This is a genomic window from Methylomonas montana (genome assembly GCF_030490285.1).
Taxonomy (GTDB): Bacteria; Pseudomonadota; Gammaproteobacteria; order Methylococcales; family Methylomonadaceae; genus Methylomonas; species Methylomonas montana.
In genome coordinates this window covers 3958211-3977635 of record NZ_CP129884.1, presented here as the reverse complement: position 1 = coordinate 3977635, position 19425 = coordinate 3958211, and the positions used below count along the sequence as shown (strand labels likewise).

Here is a 19425-nt window from a genome sequence, read left to right as displayed (position 1 = left end):
GAACTATAGTTGCTTAATGTTTTTTAGTGTTATTTTTGCTAGTAAATTTAGTAGGCGGCATTTCGCGCTGAAATCGCTTTGCTCGTATGCACAGATGAGTTAGGCTGGATTGTCTATAGTCGTGCCCACAGCAATATGGCCGCCGAAACGATTAAACATGTCCCCGCGAGCGCTAAGCCAAGGCGATGAGGTCGTTTTGAAAGCCGCAAGGCGATAACGGTGGCCAGCGAAATCAGCAGCGTTGGATACGACAATACAATTGCTAGCGTTGCCAGTGGATTATTTGCATGGGCGTCCTCAGCCGCGTAATAGCTGAAACAGCCTAAACTAGGCAATGCCACTATCAAGGCGAGTGCCAATAACTTGCGGCCGACATCGGTCATAGCTAAAAAGTTTGAATTGCTCTGGCCGTAAATAATATACCTAACTCGACTTTACGGGTGTTTTGCCGCGTAAACCAAAGCAAGCCGATAATGCGGCTTTTAAATTCGAGGATGCATTTTTCCCATAAAGCATTAATATCTACCGGCCTAATCTAGATTGGCTAAAACGCCAGATAGGCTTCGTGTTTCATAGTCAAACCTTTTTATGGAGTAGTTATGCAATTAGAGTCCATTGCTTGCCGCGCATTGATCGGTTTGATGTCGTGGCTTTGGCTACCGCCGGGCTTATCCGCGGAATTGTCTCGACAGGATGTGATCCTGATTATTGCCAAAGCCGGCGTCCAACAGCCTCAACTGGCTAAAAAGGACCTGTCGGGATTGGATTTATCCGGAATTGATTTTAATAAAGCCAATTTTTTTTCCGCCAATCTTGATGGCGCCAAACTCAATGGCGCCCGGTTGAATGGCGTCAATCTCAATCTCGCCCAAATACGTCATGCCAGCTTGCGGAAGGCCAATCTGTCTGGTGCCAGTCTGTATGGGGTGGTTTTGGATAATTCCGATTTGTCCGGCGCGGATCTGAGCGACAGTCGTGTCACCGGTTCGCTAAACAATGTCAATTTAACCGGCGCCAAACTGAGGCGGGCCAATTTAGGCGCGAATACCGAGATTCAGGGCCAAGCGTCGGATCGTGTCGAAATGACCAATGCCGTGTTGAACCATGCCGACTTGCGCGACGTTAATTTTACCCATGCGGTGATGACCAATGTATCGCTCCGAAACGTCGATTTAAGCGGCGGCCAGTTTGGCTGGGCCGACTTGTCCGGTGCGAATTTAAGCGGCTCCAATCTGTCCGGGGCCGACTTTCGAAACGCCAATCTCGATGGGGCGAGTTTGGATAATGTCAGAGGCCAGGATACCTCGGTAGGCATCAGAAATTAAACATCCCTGGTTTGTCCGCACTGAATTGAATGGTTTAGCTCGTGCGAATAATTTCGTTTTTATCTGGGTATGGTGATGGTTTCCGGCTCCGCTGATAGTTTTAATGCCGACAGCGTACCATGCGAGGATAAGGGGTAAATGCCCGGAAACGAGGAGTCGGTAAAATTGGCATCGTCGGCAAAAACGACGTTCAGCTTGGCGGTAGTTCGTTCGGGCACTCGATACCAAGGGACTAAGCCTTGGGCTTGCGAATCTATCGCGCCGCTGGCTTTGAAATCCAGCTTGCCTTGTTCGTTGCAATACTTCATCACGGTATAGGCGTTCGCGATAAAGTTCAGGCGTTTCCAGCCCCGCAGTTTGGCATGCCAACGGGATTGATCTTGCTTTCTGTTTTCCAGAAAAGCCGCGTAATTACTGCCGGATAGCACGGATTCCACTTCGTAGGCAAAGGTCAAGGCTTGGCTAAACGTCCATTCGCCGGGGATGCCGGCATGCACCAGGGTAAAGTTCAGTTTCGAGTCGTGATGAATCAGACTGCGTTGCCGTAGCCATTTCAACAACTCGTCCCGGTCCGGGGCATTGAGAATCTCATCGAAAGTATCGTCGGCGTTTGCTTGGGCGTAGCCGGACGCCACGCCCAATAAATGCAGTTCCTGAGCGCCTAATACCATCAGCGCAGCCTTGCCCAGGCTTTTGATATGGCGGAGGACTTGTAGGGATTCTTGTCCCTCGTTGACCAGATTGCCGGAGAACCACAGCCGGTCTTGTTCCGGATCGAAGCGGATGGTATCCAGAAGCTTCTTTAACGATTGGTAATCGCCTTTCACGCTGCCGATGGCATAGGTGCTCATAGGGTGTTCGTTTCCATGATTATGTATCGGTTCACTGAACAGGGTTGGGGCAGTGCTGACGGAGGAGTCGATTTATTTGGAGAGTCTTCGTCCGGTTCGTATGCAAGGCCTTATCCAAGACTCATCAATTATGATGCCAGTTGCCCGAATAATCGTTGGATGGGGGCTTGATTAGAATGGAGGTTGATAAGTATTTGATTGTTATGGGGTGGTTAATGGCGTGGATGAGAGAACAAGGAAGCATAACTTAGCGTTGTTTCGGAGATGGCGTCTATTTGTAAGAAAGTCGCCGACTTTTGCGCTTGTAAAATGTAGGGTAAACGACAGTTTTGCGACGGGAAATGCATGGGCGCATCTTTATAAGGCTCGGAGCAAAAGTACCGCTAGCCATGGCAATACCAGCAGCACCATGCCGGTTAGCCAAATGTCGCGTGTGGGAGGCGAGGGCGGCGGTTCGAGTTGGTCTGCCGCCGGATTGCTGGGTACAAAAATCAAAACCAGCGCAACCAGCAGCATCAGCGGCGGCGCAAATAGAAACCCCAACAGTATGCCCCAAGCCGAAGAGCCCATGTCGCGGCTGCGTTTGATCATCGCCGATACGCCGAATAAACCGTATCCGCCGGCAATGACTAGATATAGCGGTATCGCGTACTGGTCATGCGAGCCAGCAGTATTTATCTCGCGCACGTATAACGCCAGTAACAGGGCGTTCAACAAACTGGGTAGCCCCAAGGCGATGTATCGAGGCCGGTTGTAGCGCAGCATGCTGAGTAACTCCATTTTGAATTTATCTGGAAAAAGGCGGTTAGCCTAGCGCAATGGCTAGTGCTTGCCAATTCTGCATTGACACCTTATTGCTGGAGATCTCCAAACGCATTGCCGATGCAGACGACGCTAAAATCCATTAACTTATTCTTAGTTATGCTTGCCAAGAGCAATCCTGGCGATATTTTTCCCGGCACACCGCGCGATGATTAAAAAAATCGATGTTACCGACCTTAAGCCGAATATGTTTATCCATGACATCAATTGTCCCTGGATTGATCATCCGTTCTTGCGTAACAGCTTTTTGGTCCAGTCCGACGGGGACATCGAAAAAATCGCCGCATATGGCATCCGTCAGGTATACATCGATACCGAACTTGGGCCAGATATGCCGGAAGCGCCCAGTGCCGAAGAAGTTCATCGGCAACTTGAAAGCCGGATGCAGCACTTGGGGCAAACTCTCCAGCGGGTGCCGCCTCAGGTTGCCATTGAGCACGAACGGGTGCAAGCCAAGCATATTTGCCGGGAAGCCAACCGTATCGTGCATAACGTCTTGCAGGATTGCCGATTGGGCAAGCAGGTTGAGCTGGAACAGGTAGAGCCGGTAGTTTCCAGTATTGCCGATTCGATATTTCGCAACCCGGATGCTATCGTCAGCCTACTCAGAATCAAGCAAGCCGACAAATACACTTTCCAACATTCGGTGGCGGTTGGTACCTTGCTGATCAGCTTTTGCCGGGCTTTGGATATTGACCGCAAAACCATCGAACTGGTCGGACTGGGCGGCTTGATGCACGACATCGGTAAAATGCAGGTGCCAAATAATATTCTAAACAAGCCCGGCAAACTCAGCGAAGCTGAATTTGAAATCATGAAAAAGCACGTCCGCTATGGTCGTCTGGTCTTGGAAAAAACGCCGGGTATTTCGCCAATAGCGCTAAGCGTGGCCGCCGAGCATCACGAATGTTACGACGGCAGCGGCTATCCGCTGGGCCTGAAGGGCGACGAGATCAGTCTCTACGGGCAGATGGCATCGGTAGTGGATGTCTATGACGCGCTGACCTCGACGCGCATTTATCACGCTGGCATCGAACCCACGGAAGTGTTGCGGAAACTGCTGGAGTGGAGTGGTCACCATTTCAAGCTGACACTGGTGCATCAATTTATCCGCACCATCGGCATTTATCCGGTCGGCACCTTAGTCCGCCTGGATAGCGGCTATCTGGCGGTGGTAGTGGAGCAGCATCATGAAAATTTGCTGCATCCCAAGGTTAGAGTGGTTTACAACAGCCAGTCCCGCGTTTTCATGCCGCCGCATGATTTCGATCTGTCGAAGCCCGGCTGCCATGATCGCATTGCCTCGTTTGAAATTCCGTCACGCTGGGGGATTGATCCGAGGCGGTATATTTGAATGGTGACGAAAAACTTCAATCGATTGTAACTTCACTCCAAATTCGTCCTATGGCTTGAATAGATGCTTCAAGTTATTAGCAAAAAATATTACGCCAATCCAAGCCGTTATATGCGTTGTTACAATAATCCAAAATACTTTTTGAAAGGATGGTTTTTTGTTTTTATGTCGCATTATTCGTTGCGCAATTAGTGCGCCTGGCCAGCCGCCCAGAAGTTCAAAAAAATGTAATGTATTTTCTGGAATCCTCCATTTATTCTTATGGGCTTTAGTTTTATCTATTGCGTAAATAAGGAATATCGATAAGCTTAATAAAACATAGGAAAAAAACGGGAATAAATTGCGATCTCGGAAAATTATAAAAATAGAGCATGCGAACGGAATGGTTGCGATAACAAAAATTGGCAGTATTCCGAGTTGATATTGTGGGTTTGATTTTTGTAGAGGTTTGTTTGGGCGAAGGTTTTTTTTTGTAAAATGGCTTATTTCTATTCCTTTTATGAAAGCATCATAAGCTCTTGTTTTGCCATTTTGATCCTGGATTACTCGATAGCAAATGCCGTCCCCTTGTTGAGGGCGATAGTTTTTATGTTTTAAATCACGGATATGGATGAATACGTCTTTTCCTCCGCCATTGGGTTGTATGAAGCCAAAACCTTTATCTTCTTTCCATGATTTAATTATTCCTTCGTATAGTTGCGTCAACATATCAAAACGGTATCGTAAATATATTTCAATTTTCTATGGTTCGTAAGGACCGGATGTCGGGGGCAATGTAATGAACCCTAACATTCTATTTTGTTGGGGTTCGTCCCCCAACCTACGCTAGCCATTCCGTACCTGCTTGCTACGAATGTACAAAACATCCGTAGCGAGCAGGTGCGTGGTCTTTAGACTGCTTCGATCAAACTAGGGTCGTAATCTTCCGGCGCTTCAAAGCCCAAGAGATTCAGGATCGTTGCTGCCGAATTTGACAAACCCGGCGCCGCTATATCGCTACGTAATTTATAGCCTGGGTTCTCCCCGGAAATCAACACGAACGGCACCGGATTCAGCGTGTGCGAGGTCTTGGATTTGGTGCGGCCTTCGCCATTGCGAATTACGTTGCCTTTTTTATCCAGCTCGTACATTTCGTCGGCGTTGCCGTGGTCGGCAGTGATGATCGCCGTGCCATTCATCTCCAAAATCACCGGAATCAATCGCGCCAATTGCAGATCCAGGCCTTGCATCGCGGTGACCGCCGCCTCGAAATTGCCGGTATGGCCGACCATGTCGCCGTTGGCGTAATTGACCCGCAGGTAGCGATATTGACCGCTGCGAACGGCTTCGATCAGAGTATCTGTGATCTCCGCGCATTTCATCCATGGGCGTTGTTCGAACGGCACCACGTCGCTTGGGATTTCGACATAAGTTTCCAAGGATTCGTCGAACTTGCCGGAGCGGTTGCCGTTCCAGAAATAGGTGACATGGCCGAATTTTTGGGTTTCGCTGATGGCGTATTGCGAAATACCGTTTTTGGCCAGATACTCGCCCAGGGTGCGGTTGATGGTTGGTGGCTCCACCAAAAAACGCGGCGGCAGTTTGGTGTCGCCGTCGTATTGCATCATGCCGGCGTAAGTCACTTTCGGTAGCGGTCCGCGCTCGAACGGGCTGAATTGTTCTTCGGTAAAGGCGCGGGAAATTTCGATGGCCCGGTCGCCGCGGAAGTTGAAGAACACCACCGCGTCGCCGTCGACGATAGTGCCCAACGGTTTGCCGTCTTTGGCGATGACGAAGCCAGGCAAATCCTGGTCGATCACTTTCAGTTCGTCGCGATAGGTTTCGATGGCCTCATGGGCGCTGGCGAATTGCCGGCCCAAGCCGAGCACATGAATGTCCCAGCCGCGTTTTACCATGCTCCAGTCGGCTTCGTAACGGTCCATCGTGATGCTCATACGGCCGCCGCCGGAAGCGATCGCCACGTCGAATTCGGGGCTGCGCAAGCCGTCCAGGTAAGCTTCGAACGGATCGACGTAATCCAGAGCCGATGTTTCGCCGACGTCGCGGCCATCCAGCAGAATATGAATCCGCACCTTAGCCACGCCTTCTTGCTTGGCTTGTTCCAGCATCGCGCGCAGATGGTCGATATGCGAATGCACGTTGCCGTCGGAGAACAAGCCGAGAAAATGCAGGGTGCCACCTTGTTTGACGGTCGCCACGACTTCGTGCCAGGCATGGCCTTGCCATAAATGGCCGCTGGCGATGGATTCTGCCACCAGTTTTGCGCCTTGAGCAAACACCCGGCCGGCGCCGAAAGCATTGTGTCCGACTTCGCTATTGCCCATGTCTTCGTCGCTGGGCATGCCGACAGCCTTACCGTGCGCGAGCAGCTTAGTCATCGGATAGTTTGCCATCAAACGATCCAGGGTCGGGGTGCGCGCGGATTTGACCGCGTCGCCGTCTTCGCGCGGCGAAATGCCGACGCCATCAAGTACGATGGTCACCACAGGACCGGGACAAGCGGAAAAACGGGAAGATTTTTCTAATTTCATAGTGTTATTAAGTGGGTGGGAATTCAGAAGTTGAATGGAACAGGAAATTCGGCTTTAGCGGCGATTAAGCCTAGGAAAATTGGGGTGCTGCAACAAAACTCGACATCATACCTGATCGTTGACATCCAACAGCACATCGTCGTAAATCGCGCTTAAATCCAAAGTTAGATCCAAAGCCGATAGTGGAAGACGGTCGCCGGCGCTGGAAAAACTGTGCAACAACCAGCCTTGCTCTGTGCGTTCGAAACAATCGATAGCTTGGCTTTGGCTGTCGATCAGCCAGTAATGTTGCAGGCTGTCGAGTTGGCGGTAAGCGGCGAATTTGGCGCCCCGATCGAACGCTTCGGTGGAGGGCGACAGGACTTCGGCGATGAATAGCGGATGTTGTTTAAACAGGCGGTTGTCGCGGTCTTTGGGTTCGCAGGTTACCATTACATCGGGGTAAAAGAACGCGTTGGCCTGGGCGACATTGACTTTCATGTCGGAAATGTAGGCGCGGCAGGGCGTGTCCTTGAGTGCCTGTTTCAGAAGAAACGCCAGATTCATAGCAATCGAAACATGCGCATCGCTGGCGCCGACCATGGCCCAAACCTCGCCATCGAGATATTCGTGTTTGATCTGAGCGGATGCCTCGCCTTGCAGGTAGTCTTCCGCGCTTAATTTTAATTTCTCTGCCAGAGCCATAGCCGATTTTTCTTGGATATATAAAACGATTCTAACGTTTGCCGGCTAAATGTGGAACCCTTGCGCCAAGTATTTCAATGGCACCTTGATCAAGCAAAACGTCTTTGCGCGCTTGGACTGGAAGTCAGATTTTCCAGAATATTGCGGGATCAATCCGACCGGCACCCGAAACCGCGGATAATTGGGCGTATTCACCTATCTGTGTGTCAATCATAGGGTGGATGCAGATAGGCGATTCGCCAAAAGCCGCCCAAAACCAACAGCCATCGAATCGAGAAGACCAAGCCAAACGATACCGGCATGGCAGCGAATCGGCTTCCATTCGACGGAACCCGTTAAACCGGTTCCGCCGTACAGGTTGTCCAATGATACATGAGCCGGTGCGCGGCTGATACTTGACAATGGTTGATCGCCAATGCGAGGATTTCTTCAATACGCAACAAAAGGATAGGAGGTTGGGCATGCGGGCGACGATACGCATTGGAAGTCGAGGGGCTGACGTACAGTATTTACAGAATCAACTAAACAAGCTCTTGTCCCCAAGCCCTAATTTGCGTGCGGACGGCGATTTCGGCATGCGTACTTACAAGGCTGTGCAGCGTTTTCAAACTTTGAAAAACCTCGGTGTCGATGGTGTCGTTGGGCCTAAAACCTGGGAAGGGTTGAAAGAAAGAATTGTTCCGCCGCCCGTAGCGAATGCCCCATCAATTAACAGCGCCAACACGCCATGGATGACGATCGCGGCTAACGAAAAAGGCCAATTGGAAGTTCCCGGCAGCCTTCACAATCCGCGCATCGTGGAATATCACGCGGCAACCTCCCTACAAGCCACTAACGATGAAACGCCATGGTGCTCTTCGTTTGTTAATTGGTGCTTGAAACAAGCCAGCATCAATGGAACGAACTCCGCTACCGCTGCAAGCTGGGTATCGTGGGGTCAAGCGGCTTCATCGCAATACGGCGCCATTATCGTTATTTATAAACCTAGCGCGGCGAACTCCAGCCTTACCTCGTCGGGAAATCATGTCGGCTTTCTTGTCGAAGAAACAGCGACGCACTACAAAATACTTGGCGGTAATCAAAGCGACCAAGTAAAAGAATCCAAATTTCCAAAATCTTCCTGGCAACTAAAAGCGATGCGTTGGCCGCTTGCCAGCTAAAGGAATATGAACATGGTGCGGAGAATATTCCATTGGTTTTCTTTTGTGGCTTTATTGTCTTTATTCACAAGCTGTGCCGGTGCTGCTGAGGACTTACAGCCATTTTGGGATCAATTTCGTCAGGCGGTCAAAAATAACGATAAAAGCAAAGTCGCCGAACTGACCCAGTTTCCCTTGGAAACACGGGGGCCTGTCGATTCCGACCCGATAATTCCAGTTAGTCGGGACGAGTTTGTAACGGAAGTCTACGACAAGGTCATGGATCAATTTCAGGATTCGGTTGTTGTTGGCGGAAAACGTATCGACAAGAACCTGAGGGAGGCCATCGTGGAGAAAGCCACGCTAAGCGCCAAAGACCAGCAAAGCGACGATTTTGCTTTCATTTTATCCATGCAATTCAAGCGTATCGGCGGTATCTGGAAACTCAGCCGAATATACCTTGAAGAACCTTAGAAGAATGACAAGCCCGCGTAGATACGATTAGCGATAGCGTAATCGTACGCATGAGGTTGCTCAACATTCTCTCCGATTACGCTATCGCTAATCGGAGCTACATTTCTAAGTCTTTGTGCCCAACCTCGCCAACAGCTTCTCCAAAAACGCCACCTTATCTTCCATATCCTTAAAAGTGTTGGTAAAGCGTAACTTGTCCGAACCATCAAATTTATACACCTGCGACTGGCTTTGGATCATCAGGATCAACTCGCCGGTATCGATTTGCGGCGTTGAGGTAAACACGATGCGGCCGCCGGTGGCGTGGGCTTCGATTTTGCGGATGCCCAGATGCGCGGCCTGTTGTTTCAGTTCGGTGATCGCGAACAAGGCTTTGACTTGGTCCGGCAATAAGCCGAAACGGTCGATCATTTCGATTTTTAATTTTCGCAAATCGTCTTCGGTTTCGGCGCTGGCGATGCGTTTGTATAAAACCAGACGGGCGTGGATGTCCGGCAGATAGTCTTCGGGGATCAGCGCGGCGACTTGCAAATCCACTTCCGGGCCGGTATCCAGCGGTGCGTCCAGTTCCGGTTGCTTGCCGGATTTCAAGGCTTTTACTGCCCGTTCCAGCAGTTCGGTGTACAAGGTAAAGCCGATTTCCTGAATTTGCCCGCTTTGTTCGTCGCCCAATAGTTCGCCGGCGCCGCGGATTTCCATGTCGTGCGAGGACAGCATGAAGCCTGCGCCCAGTTCTCCGGAGGTTTCGAAGGCTTCCAGACGCTTGATGGCGTCCTTGGTCATCAGCGATTTTGGCGGCACGATGCAGTAAGCATAAGCCCGGTGATGCGAACGGCCGACCCGGCCACGCAATTGGTGCAATTGGGCTAGACCGAGCTTGTCGGCGCGGTTGATCACAATGGTGTTGGCGCTGGGGATGTCGATGCCGCTTTCGATAATCGTCGTGGCGATCAGCAAGTTGAAACGCTGGTGATAAAAATCCAGCATGATTTGCTCCAGCTCGCGTTCGGCCATCTGGCCGTGGGCGATTTGAATCCGCGCTTCCGGCACCAGCGATTCCAGCTCGCGGGCCATCTTGTCCATGGTCTTGACGTCGTTGTGCAGGAAAAACACCTGGCCGCCGCGCTTAATCTCACGTTGGCAAGCTTCCTGCACTTGCGAGTCTATCCATTCGGTGACGAAAGTCTTGATCGCGTGGCGATTCGGCGGCGGCGTGGCGATGATGGAAATGTCGCGCAGGCCGGCCATCGCCATGTTCAAGGTGCGCGGAATCGGTGTCGCGGTCAGCGTTAACAAATCCAGCTCGTAACGCAGTTTCTTGAAATGTTCCTTCTGGGTAACGCCGAAACGGTGTTCCTCGTCAATGATTACCAGGCCGAGTGCCTGATATTTCATCTCTTTGGACAGCAGTTTGTGGGTGCCAATGATGATGTCGACCTTGCCTTCGGCCAGTTCGTCGGCGATGGCTTTTTGCTGTTTGGGAGTGACGAAGCGCGAAGTCACTTCCACGCGCACCGGCCAATCGGCGAAGCGGTCGCGGAAGTTTTGAAAATGTTGTTGGGCCAGCAGGGTGGTGGGGACCAACACTGCGACTTGCTTGCCGCTCTGTACTGCGACGAAGGCGGCGCGCATCGCCACTTCGGTCTTGCCAAAGCCGACGTCGCCGCACACCACGCGGTCCATCGGTTGCGGCGCGGCCATGTCTTGCAATATGGCTTCGATGGTGCTGAGCTGATCAGGGGTTTCCTCGAACGGGAAGGCGGCGGCGAAGGCTTCGTAGTCGCTATTATCGACATCGAAGGCAAAGCCTTGGCGGGCGGCGCGTTTGGCGTGGATGTCCAGCAATTCGGCGGCCACATCGCGCGCCCGTTCCATGGCCTTTTTCTTGGCCTTGCTCCACTGGTCGGTGCCGAGGCGGTGCAGCGGCGCATTTTCGGCGCTAACCCCGCTGTAACGGCCGATCATATGCAAGGAGGCCACCGGCACATAAATCTTGTCGTGGTTGGCGTATTCCAGCATCAAAAACTCGGCGTCGATGCCGCCGACATTGAGAATCTGCAGGCCCAGATAGCGGCCGACGCCGTGCTCCTGATGCACCACCGGCGAACCGATAGTCAGTTCGTCGAGGTTGTTGAAAATGTTTTCCAGCGCGCGGGCCGTGGATTTAGCCCGACGACGGCGCTGCTGGACTTTTTCGCCGCTGAGCTGGCTTTCGGTGATGATCGCCAAGGGCGTCAATCGTTCCAGACGATTTGCCGCACTTCCGCCATCCATGGCGGTCGTGGTTTGATCCAGCCATAGCCCTTGATCCATCGGCGCGACGACGATGCAGGGCGAGTGCTCGCTTTGCAGAAACTCAGGCCAGCTCTGGACTTGTTTGGCGGCGAGTTTGACGCTTTTTAGCTTGTCAATCAGGCCTTCGCGGTGGCCGGCGGTTTCGGCGACGAACAGAATCTTGCCTTCGAAGCCTTCGATGAATTGGCGCAAGCGCTGGGCGGGCTCCTTCAAGCGGCTGTCGATCGCAACGTCGGGCAGGCTTCTGCAATGAAATGACTGCATGGATGCAGGAGGTAGGGCAACGCCGGGAGCGGTTGCCGATGACTGGGCCTGTTCGGCTTGATTGTCCAGGACGACGCGGCTAAAGCTACAGGTATGTTTCTGGAATTCCTCGGTCGACAAAAACAAGCGGTTCGGTGGCAGCAAGGGACGGTCGACATCGTATTTGCGCTGTTGATAACGTTCGTCGACTTCGCCGTAAAAACGCAGGGCGTTGTCGGCGAAGTGGGCCGGTAATACGAACAACGCGGTCTTGGGCAGATAAGCAAACAGCGATTCGGTGCGTTCGACGAACAACGGTAAATAGTATTCGATGCCGGCCGGGGCGATTTGTTTGGAAACGTCCAGATACAGATTATTCTTCGGCGAGGCATCCGGAAACTGCTCGCGGAAGGCCTGGCGGAAGCGTTTGATGGCTTCGTCGGTGAACGGAAACTCGCGAGCCGGAAACAACTCGACCTTACTCATCTTATCCTGCGACATTTGCGTGTCCGGATCGAAACTGCGAATGGATTCGACGTCGTCGTCGAACAATTCGATTCGGTAGGGCTGCTTGCTACCCATTGGAAACAAGTCCAGAATCGAGCCACGCACCGCGAATTCACCGTGTTGATACACTTGCGACACGCATTGATAGCCGACTGCTTCCAGCTTGGCTCGGGTGACGTCCAAGCTTAACGTGCCGCCTACTTCGATGGAAAAGCTGTGGGCCAGGATATGTTCGCGCGGCGCCAAGCGGTGCATCAGTGTGGCGACTGACAGGATCAGCGCGCCGCGTTTGGTATCGGGCAATAACGCCAGCGTTCGCAAACGCTCGGAAATAATCTCAGGTAGCGGCGAGAAAACGTCGTAAGGCAGGGTTTCCCAATCCGGAAAATGCAGGATGGGCAGGCTATTGTTGAGAAAGAACGCCAACTCATGTTCCAGGCGCAACGCGGTCTGGGTGTCCGGTGTGACGATCACCAGCAGGCGTTTTTCTTGAGCAATCGCGGTGGCTAGCGCCAGTGAGTCGCCGCAACCGTTAAGTCCGGCCCAGAATACGGTTTGTTCCGAGTGTTGCGGCAATGCCGAAGCAGGGATAGGCGGTAAAGACATGATGAATGCAGCGAATTTTAGAAGCCGGACATTATAACCGTGATGCTAGGGCGCTAAGTATGCTTTGACGAATAGATGCTATCTCGGCAGTCTTAATGCCGAATGGCGGGCGCACTCGGTCTTGGTGTTTTACCGGCGATGGCTTCGATAGAAGGTTGGGGACGGAGTAAAGTGCCTGTGACATTTGGGCGACATTAGTCATTATCCAATGGAAAAACTTGTATAAGTGCCAGCATAGAAATTATATTCGCGTTATGAGACGTTATCGATTGCCAGCCTTCAGCAAATATTCCTGTCTGGTCCTTACCTTATGGGTAGTGACAGCATGGTCGGCGGCTTTCAGTGCTGAAAATTCCGAGATAACTCCTTTCAGTTCGGTTGGACAATACAGTCAGCTTTCTCGCGAAGAGTTGCGTGAAATATTTTTCGGTCGACAAACACGATGGCCGGACGGTTCGCCGCTGAGAGTGTTTGTGTTGCCCGATCAACATCCGATTCATATCCGTTTTGCCAAGGAAGTGTTGGGCATCTATCCATATCAATTGCGTTCCGCCTGGGACAGAATGCTTTTTTCCGGAACCGGGACGCCGCCGGTCGTAGTCGAGTCGCCGGAGCAGATGCAAACAGAGCTGCAGAAAATGCCTAATGCCATCGGTTATATCGTGAAATAGGAGGGAAGACTTGGATACACGAGAGACATCAGCATATTTCCGTCAGGTGGTGATGGGCATCGTCACCGCGTTATCGCTGGCTGCTTCATCCGATAGCATGGCGCTGGAATTGGGGGCGGGCGATTGGCAAGCCCATGGTTTTGTCAGTCAAGGTTATACATTGACGTCAAAATACAATGTCTTCGGGCGCAGCCGCGATGGCGGTAGCCTGGATTTCACCGAAGTCGGCGTCAATGTACTGGGGCATATCACACCTAATTTACTGATGGCGGCCCAGGGTTTGTATCGATCGGCCGGCGGTTCCGATCGCGAGGGCGTTAGGCTGGATTTTGCCAATCTTGATTACCATGTGGCGGTGGGAGAGCGGGGAACTGCCGGTATTCGTGTGGGGCGAGTCAAGAATCCGTTTGGTTTATACAATGAAACTCGGGATATTGTCTGGACTCGACCAGGTGTGATGATGCCGCAGTCCGTGTATCTTGATTCGCTGGCCATGCGGCAGCCGATGATTTCCTCCGATGGCGGGCTGGTGTATGGGCGCTATGCCTTTGGCGAACATGCCGTGACATCGGAGATTCTGATTTCCGAGCCGCTGGATAATGTCGGCGGTGCGCCCGCCTTTTTGACCGGAATTCAGAATGTGCAGGGCAATATGGAAGGCCGTCCTATATTGGTTGGTCGAATGGGATACGAATGGCAGGAGGGACGTTTTAAATTGCTATTCAGTGTCGTCGATCTCGATCGCCAATTCAAATCGGCCACGCCTGGCTTGCCATCCGGCAAGGTCAAGGCTTTTTACCCGCTCGCCTCGGCCCAGTTGAATCTGGAGGAATGGAGCCTCACCGGCGAATATGGTCAGGTGACGACCGAACGTAGCGGATTTATTCCGGGGGGCAGGGTGCTGGAAAACACCTCGGAAAGTTTCTATATCCAGGCGCAATATCGATTCAGGCCGAGCTGGTCCGCCTTGCTGCGGTATGACAGTTTTACGGCCAATCTCGACGACCGCAATGGTAAACAAAGCGCGGCGCTATACGGCTTGCCCAAGCATAGCTTTTACGCTCGCGATTTGACGGTTGGTCTTCGTTGGGAGTTTCTGCGGAATTGGCTGCTGAGTCCCGAATATCACTCGGTATGGGGGAGCGCATGGTTGTCATCGGTGGACAATCCCGATTTGGCTACCAGAACGGGGCCGGAGCGCTGGGATATGTTTTCTTTGATGTTGTCTTATCGGTTCTGAGGGTGTGCGAGTAGGGATGCGCCGTGATAGCTAAAATAAAAGTACCTCAAATGAAAAGCAGATTCATCGGTCTACGCTGGAAAAGCTTTTTATGGTTGAGCTTGCTTTTACTTAGTATGAATTCGGTATTTTATGCGCTGAATTATTATTCGCTGACCAGCCAATTTCAGGCTCGTCAGGAAGCGGATGTCAGATTACTCCATCATCATATTAAGGGGCTTTTTGCGGGAACTTCCGATCGTCTGATTCGTTTAGGAGGGGCCTTGGTGACAATGGCCGACCTCGGCGAGACTTTGGTATCCAGGACCAAGGATCAGGTAAAGGGTTTGGTTTCCGGCTACTACACCAGTCTGGGATATGAACTGGATATTAGACAAATCGAACTCTATACCATCGACGGCGATAGGGTGGGGCGTTGGGCACAGTTTGGCGAGGAGGCGTTGTCACCTGACGTTTATCGGTTGGCTATCGAGAAGGTTCAGGCAACGGAAAGGCCCGTTACCTTGCTTCATTGTCATCCGCTTTGTTTGCTGTATGCCTTTGTACCGGTACTGGCCTCTGGCGAGAATGTCGGCGTCATTGCGTTGGGTCAATCGGTGGCCGATTTCATTATCGATTTTAAGCTGACGACCGGCGCGGATATCTCTTTGTCCGTTCCTGCCGATAATGCCGGTATCGCAAAGCTGGATAACTGGCGAGTCAGTGTGCCGGCCTTGACCGATACCAAAGTGTTATTGCCATTATTGAATCATCTCTCGGAACAATACCCCAATCCGGAAATGTTGGATCGGGGCAGCATCGTGAAGTGGAATAACGGTTATTACGATATTCATCGGATGCAACTGGACGAGATGATTCCCGGTCAAGCCGGGTTTATTCTGACAACGACCGATGTCAGCAGGAATTTTCAGGATATTCACAAGGCTCTTCAGGTAGGCGTGCTGACGACTCTAGCCTGTCTGATAGTGGCGGAAGTCATGTTGATCTACCTGATTCGGGCGCCGTTGCATAGGCTGAGTCGCTTGGCTTTGCATTTGCCCTTATTGGCGCAAGGCGAGCATGATCGGGTGCGCAAATATTTTTTAGCTCGGCATACCAACAAAAAATACCGGGATGAAATTGATTTTTTGTATGAAAGTGCCGTTCAGCTCTCGCATAAGCTTGAACAAAACAGTTTATCCCTGGACGTAAAAAACAGGGAGTTAGCCGAGGAACGGGATTTTATCCAGGGTTTGTTGGCGTCAGCCCAGGTGCTAGTCGTCACCCAAACCCGGCATGGCATTATCAGAGTGAGCAATAACTTCGTCGCTCAATTGATCGGTTGCGAGTCGGACCAGCTTTATGGACGCAAATTCGTCGAATTGATCGCAAATGCGGAAATGAGGCCGGATGTGCAGAGTCGGTTACAAGCCCTATGCAACAGCGATCAGCGTCGCATGGAGCATGAGAACGATTTAATTTGCAAGAACGGCGAACGACGCAAAGTGGTTTGGGTGCACACGCCATTGCGAGAAGAGTATATCGATGGCACCGCCATACTGTCGGTGGGCATGGACATTACCGAGCGTGTCCGTGCCGAATCCAAAATGCGCTGGCTGGCCAACCATGATCCATTGACGTCGCTAATCAACCGGCATGGATTCATGGAGGATTTAAACCGGTACTACAATGAAGTGCGTCTTAGCGGAAAAACCGCCGCGCTGCTGCTGTTCGATCTGGATCATTTCAAGGAAATTAACGACACCAGCGGCCATGCGGCGGGAGATGCGTTATTGCGCATGGTTGCCGGGGAATTGAAAGCCAGGGCGCGAAAATCCGATATCGTCGCCCGTCTGGGAGGGGATGAGTTTGCCATCATGATGCTGCAAACCGACGTTTACGGCGCGGAGATCTTTGCTAAAAAATTGAATGAACGTCTGGCGGGTACGCCTTTCGTCTACGGCGAGAAACGCTACCGGATAGGCGTCAGTATCGGCATTGCTTTTTTGCCGGAGCATGGCGCGGATGTGCAAGAAGTCATGGCGAATGCGGACTTGGCGATGTTCGAAGCCAAAAGAGCCGGACGTTCCCGTGCCCACGTTTATTCTGAAGAATTACAGCATAGCCAAGCGTTGACGCAGAATGTCTACTGGAAAGACGTGCTGACCCAGGCAATGGAAAACAAACAGCTGATTTTTTATTATCAGCCTGTCGTCGATATTAAAACCGGGCGATCAGCGTATTGCGAAACCTTATTGCGGCTGCGGATGGCCGACGGCAGAATTGCTGCGCCCGGCGAGTTTTTACCCGCCGCCGAACGGTCGGGATTGAACTATGCGTTGGATTGTTATGTGGTGGCGATGGCCTTGCAGGATTTGCTGGAGCATCCGCATAAACGCCTTTCCATTAATCTGTCTACTGCCGCACTCAATGATTTCGGTTGGACGGAATCATTGATTCATGCCGTACAGAAGCAAAACCTCGATCCGGAGCGGGTGATATTCGAGATTACCGAAACTGCGGTGATCACGGATATGAATAAAGCAAAACGTATCGTCCATGAGGTGATCGAGCTGGGTTTTCGGTTTGCAGTGGATGATTTCGGCGCGGGTTTCAGCTCCTTATACTATTTGAAGCAGTTGCCGGTTCATTACGTGAAGATCGATCAATCGCTAGTTAAAGAGATTGTTTGCAATCGAGAGGATTGCGATTTCGTACAGGCGTTGGTCTCGATGATTCATGTTTATGGCAAGAAGGTGGTGGTGGAAGGTGTTGAAGATGCAGCCACGCTGGACTTATTAAAGGCCATGAATGTGGATATGGTTCAAGGTTACTATCTGGGCCATCCGCGGGCCGAATATGTTTGAATGGACAAAGAGTCGATTCGACGCAATTTTTTCTGAATAAGGTGCCTGGAAGGTTGGCTTTTAGCCTATGTTTTTCTGTTGCAGTTCGATCTCGTAAATATAGTGTTGGATGTTGGATTCGAATGCTTTGGGAAGGTCCGTGAACATACCGCCTATACGGTGTTGATCGGCAGTCGCGGTGGACTTGACGGTGGTGAGGTTTTTAACCACGAAACCGATCTTGGATTGGCTGCCGTCGTGCAAATACAGTGCGCATTCGGCGTGTTGACTATTTGGCTGTAAATATTCGGTGAATTGCGGCTCAGGATTGAAAAAGGCAAATCCGGAGATACTGATATCGGCGAGATTGAAAACGACGGATTGGCTGTCGCAACTGCCGTCTTCGTTTTTAATGTTGAATACGATTTCGCAAAAACTGTTCTTATGCGACAGCGGTACCTTGGCTCGGTAATACTGGCGGCGTTGCATCCAAAAAAGCGCCTCCGGGATCGGCATCGCGAATACCCACAGCCCCTTGATTTTAGTTTTTTTGATGCTCTTGCCTCTGAACGAGACTTTAACGCCGTCATATTCGGTGCGAAATAGCACTTTAGCGGCGTTAAGCAGCTGCTGATTCAGCTCATCTGTGGGGCCAATATCGATGGTTAATAGATTGGCTTTTTGATCGAGGGCGATAATCGTAGTTAAAAACGACTGATTATTTTCGCCAAATTGTGCGGAGAGGATGCATCTCTTTTTGATCAGTTCAGTCAGGTAGCCAAAAACCAATTTGGCGCTTCTAACAAGATAATTGGATTCTTTTTCCATTAATTTCGCTAAATATTGCGGTTTGCCGGAAGCGCTATTGTAAAATGGTAACAATTATAGTGTATCCGCAAGGAGTTTTGATGGGTTGGCTGTTGTTGTTTGCCGCAGGTTGTTCGGAAATTGTATTTGCATTAAGTCTGAAATATAACGATGGCTTTACCAAGCTATGGCCAAGTGTGGTGACCGGGGTTTCCGGCGCGGGCAGTTTTTACCTGTTGATGCTGGCCATCAGAACCTTACCGCTGGGAACCGCCTATGCGGTGTGGACCGGTATGGGGGCAGTCGGTGTCGCTATTATTGGAATTTTTCTGTTTAAGGAATCGGCCGATTGGTTCAGACTGGCTTCGATTCTACTGATTATCGTCGGCATCGTCGGTTTGAAACTGACGCATGTCGAATAATGTTGCATTTATTGTCGCGTTCGCCTTTGCTGGCGGCGGTTATCGAACGGATTGGTGGCGGAGATGATGTCGTGCTGGTGGACGGCGCGGTTTGTTCTGCACTAAACGGTCATCAGGATAATTTGTTATTGCGGCAATTATTGGCCGAGGGCTGCCGGGTGTATGCGTTGCGGGAAATGTTGCTGGTGCATGGCCTCGAACCGCAGCGCTGGCTGGCTGGCGTCGAGGCTGTCGATTACGCCGGTCTGGTCGAGTTGACGGTCAAAAATCCGGTGATTCATTCGTGGTGTTGATGCTGGACGGTATTGCGCTGGAAACCACGGATGACGGTTTTCTGCGCGATGCGGCGCAATGGAACCGGCGCGTCGCGGACGAGTTGGCTCGGCTTGAAGCGATCGAGATCAACGATGCACATTGGGAAATCCTGCTGTTCATTCGCGATTATTACCAGCAATTCAAACATTTACCCAATGCCCGGATGTTCGTGACGGCCGTCCGCAAGCAATTCGGCGAAGACAAGGGTAATAGCCGTTATCTGCAAAAACTGTTTCCGCAAGGGCCGTTGAAATACGCCTGCAAAATCGCCGGCTTGCCCAAGCCACCCACCTGTTTATAAAAATGTTTTCGAG

At 51.4% G+C, this 19425-nt stretch carries 17 protein-coding genes; 10 read left to right on the top strand and 7 right to left on the bottom strand.

From position 1 onward, the window contains the following. The first annotated feature begins 599 nt into the window (after window positions 1-599). Window positions 600-1325 (top strand): pentapeptide repeat-containing protein, encoded by a 726-nt coding sequence (locus tag QZJ86_RS18450; RefSeq protein ID WP_301671962.1) that lies wholly within the window; start codon window positions 600-602, stop codon window positions 1323-1325. 59 nt (window positions 1326-1384) lie between these two features. Here the strand turns inward: QZJ86_RS18450 and QZJ86_RS18445 are convergent, their stop codons facing one another. Both QZJ86_RS18445 and QZJ86_RS18440 read right to left on the bottom strand, forming a co-directional pair. Continuing rightward, a complete protein-coding gene (locus QZJ86_RS18445) occupies window positions 1385-2176 on the bottom strand; it encodes a symmetrical bis(5'-nucleosyl)-tetraphosphatase (RefSeq protein ID WP_301671961.1) in 792 nt (263 codons plus the stop codon). A 357-nt stretch (window positions 2177-2533) separates the two neighbouring features. Further along, a complete protein-coding gene (locus tag QZJ86_RS18440) occupies window positions 2534-2956 on the bottom strand; it encodes a DUF805 domain-containing protein (protein WP_301671960.1) in 423 nt (140 codons plus the stop codon). 190 nt (window positions 2957-3146) lie between these two features. Here QZJ86_RS18440 and QZJ86_RS18435 point away from each other — a divergent pair, with 190 nt between their 5' ends. Beyond that, window positions 3147-4352, top strand: coding sequence for an HD-GYP domain-containing protein (locus QZJ86_RS18435; RefSeq protein WP_301671958.1), 1206 nt, complete (start codon window positions 3147-3149; stop codon window positions 4350-4352). Window positions 4353-4400: 48 nt separating this feature from the next. On the opposite strand, the gene QZJ86_RS18430 is transcribed toward QZJ86_RS18435, so the two are convergent. From QZJ86_RS18430 to QZJ86_RS18420, 3 genes are all read right to left on the bottom strand, one after another. Continuing rightward, a complete protein-coding gene (locus QZJ86_RS18430; protein WP_301671957.1) occupies window positions 4401-5060 on the bottom strand; it encodes a cold shock and DUF1294 domain-containing protein in 660 nt (219 codons plus the stop codon). 182 nt (window positions 5061-5242) lie between these two features. Beyond that, window positions 5243-6883: a 2,3-bisphosphoglycerate-independent phosphoglycerate mutase gene (gpmI, locus tag QZJ86_RS18425; RefSeq protein WP_301671956.1), complete on the bottom strand. Its 1641-nt coding sequence runs from the start codon at window positions 6881-6883 to the stop codon at window positions 5243-5245. 105 nt (window positions 6884-6988) lie between these two features. Continuing rightward, complete coding sequence (locus QZJ86_RS18420; RefSeq protein WP_301671955.1) at window positions 6989-7567, bottom strand: Uma2 family endonuclease; 579 nt, start codon at window positions 7565-7567, stop codon at window positions 6989-6991. A gap of 401 nt (window positions 7568-7968) precedes the next feature. On the opposite strand from QZJ86_RS18420, the gene QZJ86_RS18415 reads away from it, so the two are divergent. Both QZJ86_RS18415 and QZJ86_RS18410 read left to right on the top strand, forming a co-directional pair. Next, a complete protein-coding gene (locus QZJ86_RS18415) occupies window positions 7969-8727 on the top strand; it encodes an NlpC/P60 family protein (protein WP_301671954.1) in 759 nt (252 codons plus the stop codon). 12 nt (window positions 8728-8739) lie between these two features. Next, complete coding sequence (locus QZJ86_RS18410) at window positions 8740-9180, top strand: hypothetical protein (RefSeq protein WP_301671953.1); 441 nt, start codon at window positions 8740-8742, stop codon at window positions 9178-9180. A 105-nt stretch (window positions 9181-9285) separates the two neighbouring features. Here the strand turns inward: QZJ86_RS18410 and mfd are convergent, their stop codons facing one another. Beyond that, on the bottom strand, window positions 9286-12831 hold the full coding sequence (mfd, locus tag QZJ86_RS18405; RefSeq protein WP_301671952.1) for a transcription-repair coupling factor: 3546 nt from the start codon (window positions 12829-12831) through the stop codon (window positions 9286-9288). 254 nt (window positions 12832-13085) lie between these two features. On the opposite strand from mfd, the gene QZJ86_RS18400 reads away from it, so the two are divergent. Genes QZJ86_RS18400 through QZJ86_RS18390 form a run of 3 tightly spaced genes read left to right on the top strand, consistent with a single transcriptional unit; the run spans window position 13086 to window position 17588 of the window. Further along, window positions 13086-13502 (top strand): hypothetical protein, encoded by a 417-nt coding sequence (locus QZJ86_RS18400; protein WP_301671951.1) that lies wholly within the window; start codon window positions 13086-13088, stop codon window positions 13500-13502. Window positions 13503-13512: 10 nt separating this feature from the next. Beyond that, complete coding sequence (locus tag QZJ86_RS18395) at window positions 13513-14742, top strand: hypothetical protein (protein WP_301671949.1); 1230 nt, start codon at window positions 13513-13515, stop codon at window positions 14740-14742. Window positions 14743-14792: 50 nt separating this feature from the next. Continuing rightward, window positions 14793-17588, top strand: coding sequence for a bifunctional diguanylate cyclase/phosphodiesterase (locus QZJ86_RS18390; protein WP_301671948.1), 2796 nt, complete (start codon window positions 14793-14795; stop codon window positions 17586-17588). 60 nt (window positions 17589-17648) lie between these two features. Here QZJ86_RS18390 and QZJ86_RS18385 read toward each other — a convergent pair whose 3' ends face one another. After that, window positions 17649-18395, bottom strand: coding sequence for a flagellar brake protein (locus tag QZJ86_RS18385; RefSeq protein ID WP_301671947.1), 747 nt, complete (start codon window positions 18393-18395; stop codon window positions 17649-17651). A gap of 80 nt (window positions 18396-18475) precedes the next feature. Between QZJ86_RS18385 and QZJ86_RS18380 the strand changes: the two genes are divergently transcribed. The 3 genes from QZJ86_RS18380 to QZJ86_RS18370 are packed head-to-tail and all read left to right on the top strand — an operon-like array spanning window position 18476 to window position 19412. After that, the gene (locus tag QZJ86_RS18380; RefSeq protein WP_301671946.1) at window positions 18476-18796 is read left to right on the top strand and encodes a DMT family transporter; all 321 of its coding nucleotides are present in this window, start codon (window positions 18476-18478) and stop codon (window positions 18794-18796) included. After that, entirely contained in the window at window positions 18796-19089 is a 294-nt protein-coding gene (locus QZJ86_RS18375; protein WP_301671945.1) for a DsrH/TusB family sulfur relay protein, read from the top strand. The genes QZJ86_RS18380 and QZJ86_RS18375 overlap by 1 nt, the downstream gene beginning before the upstream one ends. After that, entirely contained in the window at window positions 19080-19412 is a 333-nt protein-coding gene (locus tag QZJ86_RS18370; RefSeq protein ID WP_301671943.1) for a TusE/DsrC/DsvC family sulfur relay protein, read from the top strand. The genes QZJ86_RS18375 and QZJ86_RS18370 overlap by 10 nt, the downstream gene beginning before the upstream one ends. Window positions 19413-19425 lie beyond the last annotated feature (13 nt).

Bases quoted from the DNA above. Each gene is read 5' to 3' on its own strand.
- QZJ86_RS18450 (WP_301671962.1), top strand. From the start codon at position 600: ATGCAATTAGAGTCCATTGCTTGCCGCGCATTGATCGGTTTGATGTCG.
- QZJ86_RS18445 (WP_301671961.1), bottom strand. From the start codon at position 2,176: ATGAGCACCTATGCCATCGGCAGCGTGAAAGGCGATTACCAATCGTTA.
- QZJ86_RS18440 (WP_301671960.1), bottom strand. From the start codon at position 2,956: ATGGAGTTACTCAGCATGCTGCGCTACAACCGGCCTCGATACATCGCC.
- QZJ86_RS18435 (WP_301671958.1), top strand. From the start codon at position 3,147: ATGATTAAAAAAATCGATGTTACCGACCTTAAGCCGAATATGTTTATC.
- QZJ86_RS18430 (WP_301671957.1), bottom strand. From the start codon at position 5,060: ATGTTGACGCAACTATACGAAGGAATAATTAAATCATGGAAAGAAGAT.
- gpmI (WP_301671956.1), bottom strand. From the start codon at position 6,883: ATGAAATTAGAAAAATCTTCCCGTTTTTCCGCTTGTCCCGGTCCTGTG.
- QZJ86_RS18420 (WP_301671955.1), bottom strand. From the start codon at position 7,567: ATGGCTCTGGCAGAGAAATTAAAATTAAGCGCGGAAGACTACCTGCAA.
- QZJ86_RS18415 (WP_301671954.1), top strand. From the start codon at position 7,969: ATGGTTGATCGCCAATGCGAGGATTTCTTCAATACGCAACAAAAGGAT.
- QZJ86_RS18410 (WP_301671953.1), top strand. From the start codon at position 8,740: ATGGTGCGGAGAATATTCCATTGGTTTTCTTTTGTGGCTTTATTGTCT.
- mfd (WP_301671952.1), bottom strand. From the start codon at position 12,831: ATGTCTTTACCGCCTATCCCTGCTTCGGCATTGCCGCAACACTCGGAA.
- QZJ86_RS18400 (WP_301671951.1), top strand. From the start codon at position 13,086: ATGAGACGTTATCGATTGCCAGCCTTCAGCAAATATTCCTGTCTGGTC.
- QZJ86_RS18390 (WP_301671948.1), top strand. From the start codon at position 14,793: ATGAAAAGCAGATTCATCGGTCTACGCTGGAAAAGCTTTTTATGGTTG.
- QZJ86_RS18385 (WP_301671947.1), bottom strand. From the start codon at position 18,395: ATGGAAAAAGAATCCAATTATCTTGTTAGAAGCGCCAAATTGGTTTTT.
- QZJ86_RS18380 (WP_301671946.1), top strand. From the start codon at position 18,476: ATGGGTTGGCTGTTGTTGTTTGCCGCAGGTTGTTCGGAAATTGTATTT.
- QZJ86_RS18375 (WP_301671945.1), top strand. From the start codon at position 18,796: ATGTTGCATTTATTGTCGCGTTCGCCTTTGCTGGCGGCGGTTATCGAA.